Below are 16,016 nucleotides of genomic sequence, written 5' to 3' on the forward strand. Positions count from 1 at the left end.
TCTCGGGGTGTTCACCCTGGTCGTGGGCGGCAGTCTGCGGCGTAGATCGTTTGTCAGCGGTTGACTTCGAGGTTCGTCAGGACGAGCAGAGCGCGCAGGAGGTGGGTGGCGCGGGCGGGGTCGGTGCGAAGTTTGGTGAGGGTCCGCCAATTCTTGAGGTGAGCGAAACCATGTTCGACCGGTGCGACCTATGAGCCCGCCATGCCATCTCATTGGGTAACAGTCCGCACCCAGGGGGAGTAATGAATCATCGCTCAGGCCGTGTACTCGGCATGACTGCCGCCGCGTTAATCGGCCTCGTCGGTTGCGGCAGCGGTAAGCCCTTCGACGGCCCTGCGCCCGAGTCCCGCTCGTCTGCCGTACCTGAGTACGTTGCTGCCTACCGTGCCGGATACACCGCGGGCAAGGCCGTCTACGACTCCTCGGGCAAGGGGGCGGCCGTGCGCGAGACCGTATGGGGCGGCTGTACCCGCCGGGCCCTGCAGGCCGGCAGCGCCGCCGAGATGGATCGTGGCTCCTGGGTGCAAGGCTGCCTCAACGGCGTCGCCAACGCTCCTGAGCAGTTGCCCACCGGCCCCATGACCAAGCGGACCACGGATGCAAAGATGCTGGAGCGGTTCCGTGCCTGGGCTCGCACCAAGGGTGAGGAGCAGCAAGTCGACCACGTCCGCATGCTGGCCACAGTCCAACTGACTGAACAGGACTATGACGTTGAGTTGAGCACGGACTACTCGGCAGGGTCCGGAAATCCTGGATCTGAATCGCTTGCCCAGAGTTTCGTCGAGTGGTGGGACGGCGATCACGGCCGGGACGGTACCGCCAGGAACATTCTGGTCCTTGGGGCAGATGGAAAGAGGCTGACCGCACAGCGCATCTGAGGAGCGTCAACGGCCCCGTAGCGCTGGCTCTTCGGCAGCCGAAAGTGCCGAAGAGCCGGTTCCTGCGCGCTGTAGCCGGGCGGCCTCTACGGTCCGGTGCATGCGGGATCCCGAGATGCTGGAACGGATCACCGCGCGACGCGCGGAACTGGACGAACTCGAAGAACAGCTGGCCAAGCAGTTGGCGGAGGTACGGGCCGAGCGGGACGAACTCGCCGTCGCCGAAGGCGTCCTTGAGCGGATGAGCAAGCAGCTCGCCGACGAGCGCGCCTCGGCCGCGCCAGCGCCCGGACAGGTCGGCGGACAGGCTGTGATGCTGATCCCGCACCGCGCGCCGGACGTGCAGGAGACCATGCTCCCGCCGGACTACCAGCGCACCCTCGCCACTGTGCGGCAGGCCGCGGGACCGGTCATGGCCCGGCAGGTCGGCGAGGTGCTGGGGGTGGACGTCAGCGTGCGGGGCAGGCTGGAACCGCTGCGCGGGAAGCTGGTCAGACTGGCCGACCGCGGCTGGCTGCGGAAACGGCCCGACGGCCGGTTCGCCACCCGCCTGTGACCTGTTCCGCCGCCCGGAGCGGTGCGGCCCGGGCGTAACCGAAGTGCCCCCGGCGGCCGTTGGAATGAGCGACGATGCGTCGGTCCATCTCCCCACCCAGCCGGCCGATCCCCGAAGCAGACGCTGAATCACAAGCTCAGCAGCTGACTTCGAGGTTCGTCAAGACGAGCAGGGCGCGCAGGAGACGGGTGGCGCGGGCAGGGTCGGTGCGGAGCTTGGTGAGGATCCGCCAGTTCTTGAGGTGGGCGAAGCCGTGTTCGACCGGTGCACGTCCGACGGCGAGGACTCGGTTGGCGTCCTTCTGGCCTGGGGTGAGTTTGTGGGCGCGGGTGGCGGTGAAGCCGGTGACGATCACGGGATCGCGTACGTCGTTGTCCAGACCGCGGAAGCCGAGGTCCGCCGGCGCCCCGAGACCGGCGGCGCGCAGGTGGGCCAGGATGTGGTCGTGGCGGGCGGCGGTGATGTCGTGGGTGCGGCCGGATCGGGCGGCAGATATCCAGATCAGGCGGCCTCTCTCGTCGGTCAGGGCGAGGAAGCGCAGGCCGTGATGACGGTGCTTTCCGGAGTAGTTCTTGCGGTCGGCTCTTCCGGTGCGGCGCTGGGTGGGGATGAGGGTGCCGTCGATCAGGACCACCTCCCCGCCTTGCTTGGCGACTTTGTTCAGGGCGCGGTCCAGGCGCTGGGCCTGTGCGGCGAGTAGTCCGATCAGTTCGTCGCGCCAGCGGCGGACGGTGGACTCGGAGACGTTATTGCCGTCGGCCGTGTCGGCCAGGCGCTGGTCGTGGCGCAGATCGGCTCGCCGGCGTAAACGACCACCCCACGCCCTGTTCCGTGCGAAGCAGGTGTCTGAGTCATACTGAGGCGCCGGAGCACAAAGGAGGCACACAGCGCATGGGGTACGGGGCGGACGGTGCGGGCCTGCCGGAGCGCATCGGCGGGTACGTCGTGGAGCGGGAGTTGGGCGCCGGCGGGATGGGCATCGTCTATCTGGCGCGTTCGCGCGGCGGGCGCGCGGTGGCCGTGAAGGTGGCGCGCCCGGAGCTTGCGACCGACCCGCACTTCCGGGAGCGGTTCCGTGCCGAGGTCGAGGCCGCGCGCAGCGTGGGCGGCTTCCACACGGCCCCGGTCGTGGACGCGGACCCGGCAGCGGCGGCACCCTGGCTGGCCACGGCGTATGTTCCCGGGCCCACGCTTGCTGCGCTGATCGAGTCCGAGGGGCCGATGGACGAGGCGCGGCTACGGCAGCTGGGCGCGGCGCTCGCCGAGGCGCTGGCGGCGATCCACGGCTGCGGCCTGGTGCACCGTGACCTGAAGCCCGGGAACATCATCATGGCTTCGGACGGCCCGCGGGTCCTGGACTTCGGTATCGCGCGGGCGCTGGAGTCCACGCGCCTGACGGCCACCGGTACGGCCTTCGGGACGCCGGGCTTCCTGGCGCCCGAGCAGGCGCTGGGGGAGCAGGAAGTCAGCGGCGCCGCCGACGTGTTCGCGCTCGGCGCCGTGCTTGTCGCGGCGGCGGGCGGCAGCGCGTTCGGGGCGGGCACGCCGATGGGTCTCATGTACCGGTCGGTGCATGAGACGCCGGATCTGGCCGCAGTGCCGGACGGCCTGCGTCCGATCCTGGCGTCGTGCCTGGCCAAGAACCCCTACGTACGGCCCACGCCCGATGGCCTGTTGGACCTGTTCATGTGTGCACCGGGCATCGCGACGCCCTCCCCGACGGTGGTGGTACCTCCGCCGCCCTCCTACGCACCCTCCAACGTCGTTCCGTTGCACGAGGCCCCGGCCGAGTACGCCCCTGTGGGCAACGCGTCGCCCGACACGGACCTCGACTTCATGGCGGTTGCCGCGGAGAGCGCCCTCCTGATCGACGCCATGGGGGTCAGTCTCGCCTCGGAGGCCGGTGAGCTGCAGTTCACCTGGGCCGAGATCAGCACGGTCGAGTACGCGGCCGTGGGCCCCAAGCACCTCAGGGTCTTCGTCCGTCTCCACAACGGCGCCACGTACCCGTGCTTGCTCGCCGCACGCAAGCGGTCCCGCCTCCGGGAATGGCTGACGGACCTGCCGCTGATCCTGGAGTGCTTCACGTAGCCGCCGCACCGCCTGGGCAGACGGCGGCCCTCCCCCAGGTGGCCGGCCATCGCGGTGTTGAGGCCGATCGGACCATCCGCTCAGCGAGGCCCCTCCGGTGTGCGGTCTTGACCCCACACCGGACGCGGCGGTGTAGGGGCAGTGAAGCTTCCCCTTGACGCGGCCCGTGTCAAGGGGAAACGCGCCGCTCGTGCGCACCCGGAACACCGCACCGCGCGCACCCGATGCGCGCCACTCCCACCCGCCGGCCACCCGACGCGGCTACCTGAGTCTCCGCCGGCGCGGGCCGGGTTTCCTGATGACCGGCGTCCAACCGCATCCGCCGGGCCGCCGGCCGCGTGGCTGAGCTCAGCCGACGTGGATACGGGGCCGTCGGGCCAGGTCCGGCTCGGCGCGGCGCAGCACCTCGCGCGTCACCGGCGCGACCTCGCCGGCACCGAACACCAGGAAGCGCAGCAGATGGCTGAGCGGGTGGCCCTCGGTCCAGTTGAAGCAGGCGTGCGGGACCTGTCCGGTGTGCTCGCGCAGCTCCATCAGCACGGCGGCGATGGTGTTGGGCACCACGGCGCCCTCGACCCGCAGCCTGCGCGCGCCGTGCTTCTCGTCGCCGTGCACGGTCAGGTCGGCGGTGAGGAGCGAGTATCCTGCCCGTCCTCACCCGGACCGTCGGCGGGGCGAACGCGGCTGCTGCCGGCGCCGACGTACGGGACCCGTAAAGGGAACGGACGGGCTCGTCAGAGGGGCATCAAGGACGGACCGGCCCTGTTGAAGTCTTTGTGGGCAGGCGAGTTGGATGAACCGTGTGAACAGCAGTCTGCGCCATGACGACCGGCCGCCGCATACGGTGCCGCCGGTCCTGCACGCTGCTCACCTGCCGGTGTGCTGACGCACTCGCTCTGAACACCTGACGGCGGCCGCTCCTTCGTATGCGGGCCTTGGCCGCCGGCCGGCGGTACGCACCACCATCCTCCGCATGGCCGACGCACTCTCCCTGCCCGACCGGGGAGGGAGCTGCGTCGCGGCCGTGCCCGTTTCCAGTTCCAGGAATTGATCATGTCTTCTTCCTCCTTGTCCTCCCAGCCGTCCCTTTCCGGGCGGACCGTGCTGGTCACCGGAGCCACCTCCGGCATCGGTCGGGAGACCGCGCGCCGGCTGGCCGAGCGCGGCGCCACCGTCCTCGTCCACGGCCGTACCGCCGAAGAGGCGCGGGCGGCGTCCGACGAGCTTGTCGCCGTGGCCGGCATCGACAGTCGACTCCTGCGCCCGTTCGCGGCCGACTTCACCCGTCTCGAAGAGGTCGAGCAACTCGCTCACCGGGTGGCCGAGGAGCATCCGAGCCTGGACGTTCTGGTGAACAACGCGGCCATGGCCGCCCCCGAGCGGCACACTGTCACCGCGGACGGCAACGAGATCACCTTCCAGGTCAACTTCCTCGCCCACTACCTGCTCACCCAGCTGCTGGAGCCCGCCCTCACCCGCGCACCCGGCGGCCGGGTCGTGAGCGTCTCGTCCTCGCTGCACCGCACCGCCTCGGTCCAGTGGAGCGACCCGAACCGCTCCCGCAACTACTCCCGCCTCGCCGCCTACGCCCAGTCGCAGTTGGCTCTCACGGTCTTCGCCGCCGACCCGCGCGTGACCGCGGTCTCCGTCCACCCCGGCATCTGCGACACCGCTCTGCTGTCCCTGTACGCCCTCAAGGGGGCCGCGGCTGCCGAGGGCGCCGCACATGTGGTGCGGCTGTGCGACCCGGCGACCGAGATCGTCAACGGCGCCTACTACGACCGGGATCAGTGTGCCGAGCCGGCCCCGGCCGCCACCGAGACGCGCACCGTCCAGCGACTGAACAAGCTCGCCTCCCTGCTCGTCGGCCAGAACGCCTGAAGGAGGCACAGATGTCCGGGCGCGCACGCAAGAAGAAGGCCCGCCGTAAGAAGAAGGCCAACCACGGCAGCAAGGCCGGCCGGCGCTGAACCCTGTGCGGGGCGGCCCCACCAGGGCCGCCCCGCACCCGAACCAGGTGGTCTCTCCCATGATCCGGATCCAGATCCCGTCGCACAGCCTTCCCGCCCTCGCCCGGTGGTTCCCCGCCGGGGCACCGGGCCCCGCAGCTCTGGCCGAACACGTCCTGCGCACCGGAGCCGGGCACTGGTGGGCGGACCGCGCCGTCGAGCCGCAGGCCGTTGCCGTCAGCTGCGCAGACCATGTGCTGCTGCGCGGCGACCCGCGCGCCATCGCCCCCGGCTCCCTGGCCCCGCTCGCAGGCAGCTACATCGAGGCACCCGACCACTTTCTGCCCGCCCTGGGCGCGTCCTTCGGCAGGATCGTGCCGGGGGAGCGGATGGTGTACGTCCACCGCGCACCCGCAACATCACCGGCACCCCGGCCGCCGCGGGGCGTGACGGTACGCCGGCTCGTCCCCGAGGACGCCCGGGCACTTGCCGCGCTCGGCCCCGACGCGGCCTGGCTGCACGCCGGCTGGAACGGTCCGTCGGGCCTCGCCGCCTCCGGTCTCGGCCGGGCCGCCTTCCACAAGGACCGGATCCTCGCCGTGGCCTGTACGTACTTCCTCGGCAGCGCGTACGAGGACATCGCCTGCTTCACCGTCCCCGAGCACCGCCGCCGGCACCTGGCCCACGCCTGCGTCGCCGACCTGTGCGCGGACATCGCCGCCCGCGGCCGCACCCCGAGCTGGTCCTGCTCCCGCGGCAACCGCCCCAGCCGCCTCCTTGCCTGGACCTCCGGATTCCGGCTGGAGCGCGAATACGTCCACTACGCCACCAGGGAACCCACCGTGTCGCGAATCCCGAAGACGGGAATCCCCGCATGAGCAGGTCCTTTCCGAGGGCCCGGGCGGACGGTTGCGCTCCGCCCGGCACCCGGGAGGGACATGTCCCGGGCACCGGCGGTGTGCTGACGGTCCTGATCAGGCGGCTGCGGGCGTCGCGCCGGATGCGGTTACGACGGGTGCTGGACCGGGGCCCCGCGCTCAAGTTTCGCCCCGGACCGCGCGATAGGGGTGCCGGGAGCCCGGTAGGGGGTGGCCGGGGTAGGGGTTAACGGAGTTCGGGTGATCTCAATAGATTGCGGCCGAGGCGTCCGGATCGCAGGGAGGTCCCCGATGGAAGAGATCGTCAGTGCAATCCTCGCGGAGGATGCCGAGAACGGGGGGCCGCGGAGCGCAGACTTCGCCGCTCTGCCCGTACCGGCGAGCTATACGGGAAACGTGCTGCTCAAAGATGAGGCCCTGATGTTCGAAGGGCTCGCCAGCGCCGACAAGGACCCCGCCAAGTCGCTGCGCCCGCAAGAGGTGCCGACGCTGCTGCCCGGTCCCGGCGAGGCCCTGGTCGCGGTGATGGCCAGCGCCGTCAACTACAACACCGTGTGGAGCTCGATCTTCGAGCCGCTGCCCACGTTCGCGTTCCTGGAGCGCTATGGGCGCACCGGGGCCATGGCGGCGCGGCACGACCTGCCGTACCACGTGGTGGGCTCCGATCTGGCCGGTGTCGTGCTGCGGACCGGGCCCGGGGTGGACCGCTGGCGGCCCGGGGACCGGGTGGTCGCGCACTGTCTGTCCGTCGATCTGGAGTCCCCCGACGGGCACGACGACACGATGCTCGACCCTGAGCAGCGCATCTGGGGCTACGAGACGAACTTCGGCGGCCTCGCGGAGCTCGCTCTGGTCAGGGCCAACCAGCTGATGCCCAAACCGGAGCATCTGACCTGGGAGGAGTCGGCGTGCTCCGGGCTGGTCAACTCCACCGCGTACCGCCAGCTGGTCTCCCGCAACGGGGCCCAGATGAAGCAGGGCGACACCGTGCTGATCTGGGGCGCGGCCGGCGGCCTCGGCTCCTACGCCACCCAGCTCGCCCTCAACGGCGGCGCCCTGCCCGTCTGCGTCGTCTCCAGCGAGCACAAGGCGGCGCTCGTCAGGGCCATGGGTGCGGAGGCCGTGATCAACCGGGCCGAGGAGGGCTACCGGTTCTGGAAGGACGAGAACACCCCTGACGTCCGGGAGTGGAAGAGGTTCGGCGCGACGGTGCGCGAGCTGACCGGCGGCGAGGATCCCGACATCGTCGTGGAGCACCCGGGCCGGGAGACGTTCGGCGCCAGTGTGTTCGTCGCGCGCCGGGGAGGCACCGTGGTCACCTGCGCCTCCACCTCCGGCTACCGCCACGAGTACGACAACCGCTATCTGTGGATGCATCTGAAGCGCATCGTCGGCAGCCATTTCGCCAACTACCGGGAGGCCTGGGCTGCCAACCGCCTCATCACCAAGGGGCTGGTCCACCCGACCCTGTCCGCCGTCTTCCCGCTGCACGAAGCGGGTCACGCGGCGGCAGAGGTCCACCGAAACCGGCACAACGGCAAGGTCGGCGTGTTGTGCCTCGCCCCGCGAGAGGGGCTCGGCGTGCGCGACCCGGAACTGCGGGAGCGCCATCTGGGCGCCATCAACAGGTTCCGCACCGCGCCCGCCGATGAGGCCGGGGGACAGGCGGGCCGGGCCGATGGGTGACCTCGACTCCGCCGCCGTGGCGTCCACCGAGGGCGCCACGGGGCTGTGGATCCGGCGTTTCCACCCGGCGCCCGACGCGCCCGTGCGCATGATCTGTCTTCCTCACGCGGGCGGCTCGGCGACCTACTACCTTCCCGTCGCGCGGGCGTTGGCCCCGGCCGTGGACGTGCTCGCCGTCCAATACCCCGGGCGCCAGGACCGCATGCGCGAGCCGTGCGTCGATTCCCTGCACGAGCTGGCCGACCGCGTGGCCGAGCAGGTGCGGCCGTGGACCGGGGTGCCGATCGCGCTGTTCGGCCACAGCATGGGCGCCACGCTGGGCTACGAGGTGGCGAAGCGACTGGAGCGGGACGGGGCCGGGCCCCTGGTCCTGTTCGCCTCCGGGCGCCGGGCGCCGTCCACGCACCGCGACGGCGAGGTCATGTACCTGCGCCCCGACGAGGATCTTCTGGACGATCTGCGCGCGATGAGCGGCACGGACTCACGGGTGTTCGCCGACGAGAGCCTCCTGCGCCTGGTGCTCCCCGCACTGCGCAGCGACTACAAGGCCACGGAGACGTACCGTCACACCCCCGGCGCGGGGCCGGAGCTGGCCTGCCCGATCGTCGCCCTTGTCGGCGACAGCGACCCCAAGGCCACCGTGGAGGAGGCGCGTGCCTGGGACACGCATACGACGGCCGGGTTCGACCTGCGGGTGTTCGACGGCGGGCATTTCTTCCTCAACGACCACGCGCCGGCCGTCATCGAACTGATAGCCGAACGTCTCGCCGGACTTCGGGGTCTCGCGGCCCCGGGCGGGCGGTGCTGAGGCGTGCTCGACGTTCTTGTGCCTCCGGCGGCCGCCACGGCCGCCGGAGCGTTCGCGACATGCCCGGGACCGAGGCCCCGCTGCTGCCCGGCGAGGCGGAGGCCGTCCGTGGCGCCGTGCTCTCGCGGCGCCGGGATGTTCGCTGCCCGGCTGCTGCGCCCGTACTCCCCGGTGTCCGCCACCCTGACGGGCCGCCGGATCGTCGGCTGCGGCCTCGTGCTCACCGCGATCGTGCTCATCGGGCCGGGCACGGCACACAACGGAGAACGGCTCGCCGCCCCGACGGGGGATTGGGGCGACGAGCCGTGATCATGGGTCCGCTACTTCTGAGCGGTTGCGGGGGCGGGCGCTGCCGGTGCGGCGGCCGCGGTCTGCGGAGGTTTGCCGGGCAGCCAGCGCAGCGCCACGAAGGCGGCTGCCAGCGCGATGACCGCGGAGATGAGCATGGTCACCTGCATACCGGACTGGTAGGCGTCCAGCGCGCGCTCCTTGAGTGCCGCCACGTCACCGGCCGACACCTTGTTCCCGGCCGCGTCCAGGGCCCGCAGCGTGGCGCCGACGGAGCCTGCGGCCTCGTCGCGCAACCCGGCCGGCAGGACGTCGACCGCGTCGCCGATGTCCGAGCGGTATGTGGCCCCCAGCAGGCTGCCGATCACCGCGACGCCCAGGGCTCCGGAGACCTGGCGCACGGTCTGGGAGACCGCCTGCCCGGCACCGGCCTTGACCGGCGGCACCGCGGACATCAGCGATGCCGTGGCGGGCGTCATGATCACGCCCCAGCCCAGGCCCAGAATCAGCTGGATCACGGCCAGTACCCAGAACGGGGTGTCGTGGTCGACCAGGGCGAAGCACAGGAAGGCCACCGCCATCGCGGTCGAGCCGCAGGCCACGACCCAGCGGGCGCCGAACCGGGCTGCCAGCGCCGGGCAGCGCTGCGACATGAAGAACCCGCCCACGCCGATCGGCAGCATCAGTGCGCCGACCTCCACCGGCCGGTAGCCGTGCACCGACTGGAAGTACACCGCCGTGACGAACAGCGAGCCGATCAGTCCGAAGAACGCCAGCGCGATCGAGAACGTCCCGGCGGAGAAACGGGCGTCCTTGAGCAGGCTCATGTCGAGGGCGGGCACCTTCAGCTTGCTCTCCGCCCACACGAGCAGGGCGAGCAGCACGATGCCGGCGGCGATGGGCCCGACGGTGCCCATGGCCAGCCAGTCGCCCTCCTCTCCGCCGTTGACGAGGCCGTAGACCAGCACGCCGACGCCGGCGATGGACAGGAGCACGCCGAGCGGGTCGAAGGAGTTGCTCTGGGTGTTCTTCGACTCGGGGACGAGCCAGCTGATCAGCGCGATGCCGAGCACGATGAGCGGAGCGTTGATGAGGAACACCGAACCCCACCACGAGACCTGGAGCAGCAGGCCGCCGACGAGGGGCCCGACGACGGTGGCGACACCGGCGGTGCCCGCCCACCCTGCGATGGCCTTGGGGCGCTCGGCCGGCGGGTAGACGTTGATCAGGATGGCCAGGGTGACCGTGGGCACGGTGGCCGCGCCGACGCCCATCAGGGCACGCCAGATGACCAGTTCGGTGATCGTGTCGGAGTACGCGGCCAGTGTGGAGGCCACGCCGAAGATGACCATCCCCGCGATGAGGATCTTCTTCCGGCCGAAGCGGTCCGCGGTGATGCCGCCGGTGAAGATGAATGCCGCGAAGGTGATCAGGTAGGCGTCCAGCGCCCACTGAAGGCCCGCGGTGGAGGTCTTGAGGTCGTGCTGGATCGTGGCCAGTGCGACGTTCAGGATCGTCAAATCCATCACGACGACCAGGCCCGTAAGGGCGAGTACGACCAGGATGAGCCGGCGGCGTCCTGGGCTGACTTCGGGATTCATGTCCTGTCCTCGCTGGATTCTGTCCTGGAAGCTGTCCCGGAACGTTCTCTTCCGGTTTACTCGCCGGTTCCCCGGGAGTCCGGGAAGATATCTGACGGCGTATGTAAAGTAACTTTATTCGCGACGAATAAAGCACCTTTCCTCGCGTCCGTCAAGGTGGGACGACATCCTTCCGGAAGCACTTGACACGTCCCGCCAAACAAGGTTTTCTCATTGCGAGTAAAGTCAACTGACTCAGGAGATATCACATGACCATGCACGTCATCAGCGAGACCGAAGAGCGCATGAACAGGACCCCGGCCGGCGTTGCGGCAGGGCTCGCGGCCCCCAGCCAGGGCAGCAACGAGGTGTGTACCTGGCGGGTCCAGATGGACGCCGGCTTCGAGTCTCCGCTGCACCTGATCGACCGCGACCAGGTGTGGATGCCGACGGTGGGCACCTTCTCGTTCACCGTGGACGGGGAGACCCAGAAGGTCGCCGCCGGGCAGGCCGTCGTCATTCCGGCGAACTCGGCCCGCCAGTTCCAGGCCATCGGGGACACCGCCCAGGCCCTGGTCTGCATGGCCGCGGGCGGACGGGCGGGAGTGCCGGGCAGCGACGAGCGCCACCCGCTGCCCTGGGCTCAGTGACCGCGACGGGGCGCCACCGCGGTTTTGCCGGTGGCGCCCCGCGAGGTTCTTACCGGACCGGCACCACGAATACCTAGCAGGGGGAACCCGTGACCGACACCGCACCAGAACTCCAGTCCTTTCCGATGCCCCGGAGCTGTCCGTTCGCCCCGCCCGAGCAGTACGCCGAACTCCGTGACAAGGAGCCGGTGTCCCGCGTCAAGCTGCCGAACGGCAAGACTGCCTGGGTCGTCACCAACCACGAGCTGGTGCGTCAGGTCCTGGCCGACCCCCGGATCAGCTCCGACCGCCGCCTGCCGGGCAATCCGCAGCTCGTGCCGATCCCGCCCGCGGCACTTGAAGGTGCGATGCGCTCCATCCTCGTGATGGACCCGCCCGAGCACACCACGCACCGTCGGCTGATCATCAACGAGTTCACCGTGAAGCGGATCCAGGGGCTGCGCCCGCGGATCCAGGAGATCGTGGACGAGCGGATCGAGGCGTTGCTGGCCTGCGAGGGTTCCGCGGACCTGGTGGACGTCCTGGCGCGGCCCGTGCCCTCACTGGTGATCTGCGAGCTGCTGGGCGTGCCGTACGAGGACCGGGAGACCTTCTACCGGTTCGCGTCGGTGGTGTTCGACGAGAACAGCACCCCGCAGCAGGTGGGCGGGGCGATCATGGAGACCCGGGTGTTCCTCGGCAAGCTGGTCGCCGCCAAGGAGAAGGAGCCGGAGGACGACCTGCTGAGCAGGCTGATCGTCAAGTACAAGGAGCTGGGGGAGGGGACGTACGACCCCCAGCAGGTGATCAGCACCGCGCAGGTTCTGCTCAACGCCGGGCACGAGACCACGACCAACATGATCGCGCTCGGCACCGTGGCCCTGCTGGAGAACCCCGACCAGCTCGCCGCGCTCAGGGAGGACCCGAGCCTCATCCCGCAGGCCGTCGAGGAACTGCTGCGCTACCTCAGCATCGCCGACCTCGTCACCTTCCGGGTCGCCACCGCGGACATGCAGGTCGGGGATGTGACCATCCGCGAGGGCGAGGGCGTGATCGCACTGGGCGGCGCGGCCAACTGGGACCCGGTCGCGTTCGAGGAGCCGGACAAGCTCGACATCCACCGCAACCCGCGCCAGCACGTCGCGTTCGGCTACGGCGTGCACCAGTGCGTCGGCGCCAACCTGGCGCGGCTGGAGCTGGAGATCGTCTTCAAGACGCTGTTCGACCGCCTCCCCGGGCTGCGCCTGACCGCGCCGGTGGATGAGCTGTCCTTCCGCCAGCGGATCCTTTACGGCCTGGCCGCGCTTCCGGTGACGTGGTGAGGTGACGGTGGCCGTACGAGTCGACGTCGACCGCGAGCGCTGCATCGGGGCGGGGCACTGCGTGCGCTCCGTGCCCGGTCTGTTCGACCAGGACGAGGACGACGGCAGGGTGATCCTGTTGTCGGCCGAGCCGGGGGCGGACGTCCTGGATGCGGTGCGCGAGGTGGTCGAACTGTGCCCGTCCCGGGCACTGACGTTGCACGGGGGCTGACCCCGCTCCTCCTGCAGAAGCCGATCGGCCCCCTCTCCGAGAGAGGGGGCCGATCAGCATGTGAAAGAGGGTCAGTTGCCGGAGGTCTGGGATTCGGGGACCGGCCGGCACAGGAGGGCGAACGTCAGATGGGAGCGTTTGCGTACGTCGAGCTTGCGATAGATCCGCGTCAGGTGCTGCTCCACCGTGCTCACGGTGATGAACAGCTCCGCCGCGATCTTGCGGTTGCTGTGGCCCTGGGCGGCGAGCAGTGCGACGCGGCGCTCGGCGAAGCTCAGTTCGGCGGTCGGGGCGCCCACGCCGCTGAAGGGTTCGGTTTCCTCCCGCTGGGCGGGAATCCGGCCCGCCGCCGAGGTGGTCTCGGCCTCGTGCGGGAGTCCGCGGCGTACCGGTTTCTCGTTGCCGCACTGCTGCGCCAGATGGATCACTTGCCGGGCCAGGGACGTGGCGCGGGCCTCTTCGCCCAGGCTGTGGTGGGCCCGGCTCAGGTCGGCGAGGGTCGCGGTGAGTTCTCCCCGGGCGCCGGCAGTACGGAGTTTCTCCGCCGCCTCCCTGAGGATGGCCGGGCGTCTGCCGGGCTCGCTGGTGGCGGCGAGCATCCGCAGGCACGCGCCGTGCGTGCGACGGTCGCCGGGGCGCACCCGGGCCAGTTCCTTGCTGATCAGGGACCGGGCCGCCGCCGTGCCGCCCAGGCCGAGGTAGGCGGCGGCCGCGCACAGCCGCCACGGGACGAGCCCGGGGGAGTCCAGATCCCATCGGGCCATGAGAGCCCCGCAGGTCTCGAAGTCACCCAGCGCGCTGCGCAGGCGACCCGTCGCCAGGTAGTGCCGGCCGCGGGCGTGCAGATAGTGCAGCCCGACCGGCGTGCGGAACATCTCCTCCGGCGGGGGGACGGCCAGATACGCCGCAGCCTCGTCGTGCTCGCCCATCTCGGTGCACGCCAACACCATCCCGGCGACCGGCAGGCCCACGGCGATGCCCCAGCTCTGCGGGGAGATCAGGGTCAACGCCGTGCGCGCGTGCTCCCGGGCGACGGTCAGGTCCCCCTGCTGTACGGCGATCAGCGCGCGGGCAGCGGCGAACAGGGCGCGCGAGGTGGGGGTACGGCAGGCCGCGGCCTGCTCCAGCAGGGCGTCACACCAGGAGGCGGCCCGTTCCAGGCGGTTGGCGTAGATGAACGCGGCCAGGGCGGCCAGCAGCGGCACCACGTTGGAGCTGTGCAGCCGGGCGCCCTGGAGCACCTGTTCCGCGTCGTCCAGCGCGTCCTCGTCCCCGTCGGAGCGAACCACCCGGACCAGTGCGAAGGCGGACTGGAGGTCGGGGCGCACCGCCGTGCCGACCGGCCACGGGGCGGCGGCGGCCCGGCCGATCCCGTCGGGGACCAGGTCCGGGTAGGTGCACGACAGCCACACCCGCATGGCTTCGAGCTGGGCCAGGGACTCGGTGTCGAACGAGGCCGCGTCGCCGGCCAGCGCCTCCAGGCTCTCGCTCGCCTCCTCGGGGCGGCCGTGCCAGAGCAGATAGCCGATCGCCGTGATCGCGTCCTGGCCGCTGACCTGGCCCTTGTTCACGGCCGGGACGAGTTCGCCGAGGTGGCGTTTGACGGCCGCCGGGTCCACCTGCCACTCCGCGCGCGCCAGCGCCGTCATCAGCTTGGTGCGCCGGGGGCTGCCGACGGGGTCCACGCACGCCCGCTGCGCTCGGCGCAGAAACGAGATGACCGAGGGAATGTCGTTGTCGCGCAGCGCCACATCCGCCGCTTCCTGGAGCACGGGCACCGACCAGGGCACGTCGAGCGGCTCGGCGTCGATGAGGTGCCGTGCCACGAGGGTCACATGGGCGCCGTTCTCGTGCAGGAGCTCGGCGGCGCGGCCGTGCACCCTGGCACGCTCCTCGGGGAGCATCCCGTCCAGCACCGCGAGGCGGGCGCTCTCGTGACGAAACCGTCCCCCGCCGAGGAGGCCGATCGCGTGCAGCGTGTCCACGGCCTCCGCGGCCGAGCCCGCGGGCACGTTGAGCAGGCCGCCGAGCAGCTCGGGCGAGGCGGGCTCCGGTGAACCGGGGCCGGTCAGGACCGCGAGGGCCCTGGCGATGCTCAGCGTTTCCGTCTCGCAGCGGCCCAGGCAGCTCAGCACGGTCTTCTTGAACGTGTCGCCCACCGTCAGTTCGGCCCGTCTGGGGCCCGTGCACGCGAGGTAGTCGTCGATCAGGGCGCGTACCAGCATGGGACTGCCACCGCTGACGCGGTGGCAGGAGGGGGCGAGGTCCTCCGCGGTCCGCTTGTCCAGATGTGCGCCGAGGAGGCAGGCCACACCGGACTGGGACAGCGGGTTCAGGGTTATGTGCGTACATCGGGTGCCGCGGAAGGGCTCCGCTGTGGGAGGCAGCTGCCCCGAGGGGGTACTGGCCCCCGCGGTGAGAACCACCAGGACGCGCACCGACCGCATACGGTGAATCAAGTACAGCAGGCACTGGATGGAGGCGGCGTCGGCGTGGTCGACGTCATCCACGGCGATCAGCAGCGGGTGCTGGGCGGCCAGTTCCTGCACGGTCTGCCACAGCCGGTGCAGGACGGGCGCCGGTACATGTCCGGAGGAGTCGCCGTCCCGCTCGTGCACCACGGCGCTGAGCGCCCCCGTGTCCAGCAGCCCCGCCACCCGGGCGGCGAACTCGGTGCGTGGCGCCAGGCCGCTGAAGAGCTGGCTGATGACGCCCATGGGCAGGCCGCGTTCCGCGCGGGACGCCGACGCGCTCAGCACCAGGGCGCCGGACGCCGCCACAGTCTCTTCGAAGGAGTGCAGCAGCGCCGTCTTGCCGGCGGTTGTCACACCGCTGATCAGGGCTGTCCGGCCGTCGCCCGACACCGAGGCGGCGTACAGGCCTGCCAGGGTGTCGAGCTGTTTCTCGCGGTCCGCTACCGTCATCGACCTGTCCCCCATTTGTGCTGAGTGTGGCCCGAATCCGTTGAAACGGGGATTCGGGTAAGACTGTGCAAAAAACAAGACCGGCCTTTGTGTGATGGGCGTCGGCTGTGAAAACAGCGGTCGATCACATAAAGGCCGGTAACTGCAAGTTCGTAACGCCCAGTTACGCAAAGATGGTATTAATTGGGTTGACGCGGCGAGCGCCATGAAGGCGGC

Annotated in this window: 14 protein-coding genes and 2 pseudogenes; 11 read left to right on the plus strand and 5 right to left on the minus strand. The window is 70.6% G+C overall.

Annotation, left to right across the window (positions count from 1 at the left end; all coding sequences use genetic code 11):
- Positions 1–53: 53 nt before the first annotated feature.
- Positions 54–185, minus strand: a pseudogene (locus tag ACGFU7_RS25075) (IS5/IS1182 family transposase); the annotation flags it as partial.
- Between the two features lie 87 nt (positions 186–272).
- Between ACGFU7_RS25075 and ACGFU7_RS25080 the strand changes: the two are divergent.
- Positions 273–878 carry a hypothetical protein gene (locus ACGFU7_RS25080; protein ID WP_393698418.1) on the plus strand — a complete coding sequence of 202 codons (606 nt, stop codon included), beginning with the start codon at positions 273–275 and terminating at the stop codon, positions 876–878.
- 100 nt (positions 879–978) lie between these two features.
- On the plus strand, positions 979–1,434 hold the full coding sequence (locus tag ACGFU7_RS25085; protein ID WP_393698419.1) for a hypothetical protein: 456 nt from the start codon (positions 979–981) through the stop codon (positions 1,432–1,434).
- Positions 1,435–1,570: 136 nt separating this feature from the next.
- On the opposite strand, the gene ACGFU7_RS25090 is transcribed toward ACGFU7_RS25085, so the two are convergent.
- Positions 1,571–2,320, minus strand: coding sequence for a transposase family protein (locus ACGFU7_RS25090; RefSeq protein ID WP_393698421.1), 750 nt, complete (start codon positions 2,318–2,320; stop codon positions 1,571–1,573).
- Between the two features lie 5 nt (positions 2,321–2,325).
- Between ACGFU7_RS25090 and ACGFU7_RS25095 the strand changes: the two genes are divergently transcribed.
- Positions 2,326–3,525 (plus strand): serine/threonine-protein kinase, encoded by a 1,200-nt coding sequence (locus tag ACGFU7_RS25095; protein WP_393698422.1) that lies wholly within the window; start codon positions 2,326–2,328, stop codon positions 3,523–3,525.
- Positions 3,526–3,873: 348 nt separating this feature from the next.
- Here the strand turns inward: ACGFU7_RS25095 and ACGFU7_RS25100 are convergent.
- Positions 3,874–4,155, minus strand: a pseudogene (locus ACGFU7_RS25100) (amino acid transporter); the annotation flags it as partial.
- A 423-nt stretch (positions 4,156–4,578) separates the two neighbouring features.
- On the opposite strand from ACGFU7_RS25100, the gene ACGFU7_RS25105 reads away from it, so the two are divergent.
- The 5 genes from ACGFU7_RS25105 (at position 4,579) to ACGFU7_RS25125 (ending at position 9,155) form a co-directional block, all read left to right on the plus strand.
- Positions 4,579–5,406, plus strand: a complete 828-nt coding sequence (locus tag ACGFU7_RS25105; RefSeq protein ID WP_393698424.1) for an SDR family NAD(P)-dependent oxidoreductase — start codon at positions 4,579–4,581, stop codon at positions 5,404–5,406.
- A gap of 148 nt (positions 5,407–5,554) precedes the next feature.
- Entirely contained in the window at positions 5,555–6,352 is a 798-nt protein-coding gene (locus ACGFU7_RS25110) for a GNAT family N-acetyltransferase (protein ID WP_393698425.1), read from the plus strand.
- 291 nt (positions 6,353–6,643) lie between these two features.
- Positions 6,644–8,038, plus strand: coding sequence for a crotonyl-CoA carboxylase/reductase (gene ccrA / locus ACGFU7_RS25115; protein WP_393698427.1), 1,395 nt, complete (start codon positions 6,644–6,646; stop codon positions 8,036–8,038).
- A complete protein-coding gene (locus ACGFU7_RS25120) occupies positions 8,031–8,846 on the plus strand; it encodes a thioesterase II family protein (protein ID WP_393698428.1) in 816 nt (271 codons plus the stop codon). Before ccrA ends, ACGFU7_RS25120 begins: the two co-directional genes overlap by 8 nt.
- A gap of 108 nt (positions 8,847–8,954) precedes the next feature.
- Positions 8,955–9,155, plus strand: a complete 201-nt coding sequence (locus ACGFU7_RS25125) for a hypothetical protein (protein ID WP_393698429.1) — start codon at positions 8,955–8,957, stop codon at positions 9,153–9,155.
- 11 nt (positions 9,156–9,166) lie between these two features.
- Here ACGFU7_RS25125 and ACGFU7_RS25130 read toward each other — a convergent pair whose 3' ends face one another.
- Positions 9,167–10,735: an MFS transporter gene (locus tag ACGFU7_RS25130; RefSeq protein WP_393698431.1), complete on the minus strand. Its 1,569-nt coding sequence runs from the start codon at positions 10,733–10,735 to the stop codon at positions 9,167–9,169.
- Between the two features lie 248 nt (positions 10,736–10,983).
- On the opposite strand from ACGFU7_RS25130, the gene ACGFU7_RS25135 reads away from it, so the two are divergent.
- The 3 genes from ACGFU7_RS25135 (at position 10,984) to ACGFU7_RS25145 (ending at position 12,876) form a co-directional block, all read left to right on the plus strand.
- Positions 10,984–11,364, plus strand: coding sequence for a cupin domain-containing protein (locus ACGFU7_RS25135; protein ID WP_393698432.1), 381 nt, complete (start codon positions 10,984–10,986; stop codon positions 11,362–11,364).
- Between the two features lie 125 nt (positions 11,365–11,489).
- Positions 11,490–12,665, plus strand: a complete 1,176-nt coding sequence (locus tag ACGFU7_RS25140; RefSeq protein ID WP_393698466.1) for a cytochrome P450 — start codon at positions 11,490–11,492, stop codon at positions 12,663–12,665.
- Positions 12,666–12,672: 7 nt separating this feature from the next.
- Positions 12,673–12,876 (plus strand): ferredoxin, encoded by a 204-nt coding sequence (locus ACGFU7_RS25145; protein WP_393698434.1) that lies wholly within the window; start codon positions 12,673–12,675, stop codon positions 12,874–12,876.
- 71 nt (positions 12,877–12,947) lie between these two features.
- On the opposite strand, the gene ACGFU7_RS25150 is transcribed toward ACGFU7_RS25145, so the two are convergent.
- On the minus strand, positions 12,948–15,800 hold the full coding sequence (locus ACGFU7_RS25150; protein ID WP_393698435.1) for an AAA family ATPase: 2,853 nt from the start codon (positions 15,798–15,800) through the stop codon (positions 12,948–12,950).
- Positions 15,801–16,016 lie beyond the last annotated feature (216 nt).

It is taken from the genome of Streptomyces sp. NPDC048473, assembly GCF_043200155.1.
GTDB lineage: Bacteria > Actinomycetota > Actinomycetes > Streptomycetales > Streptomycetaceae > Streptomyces.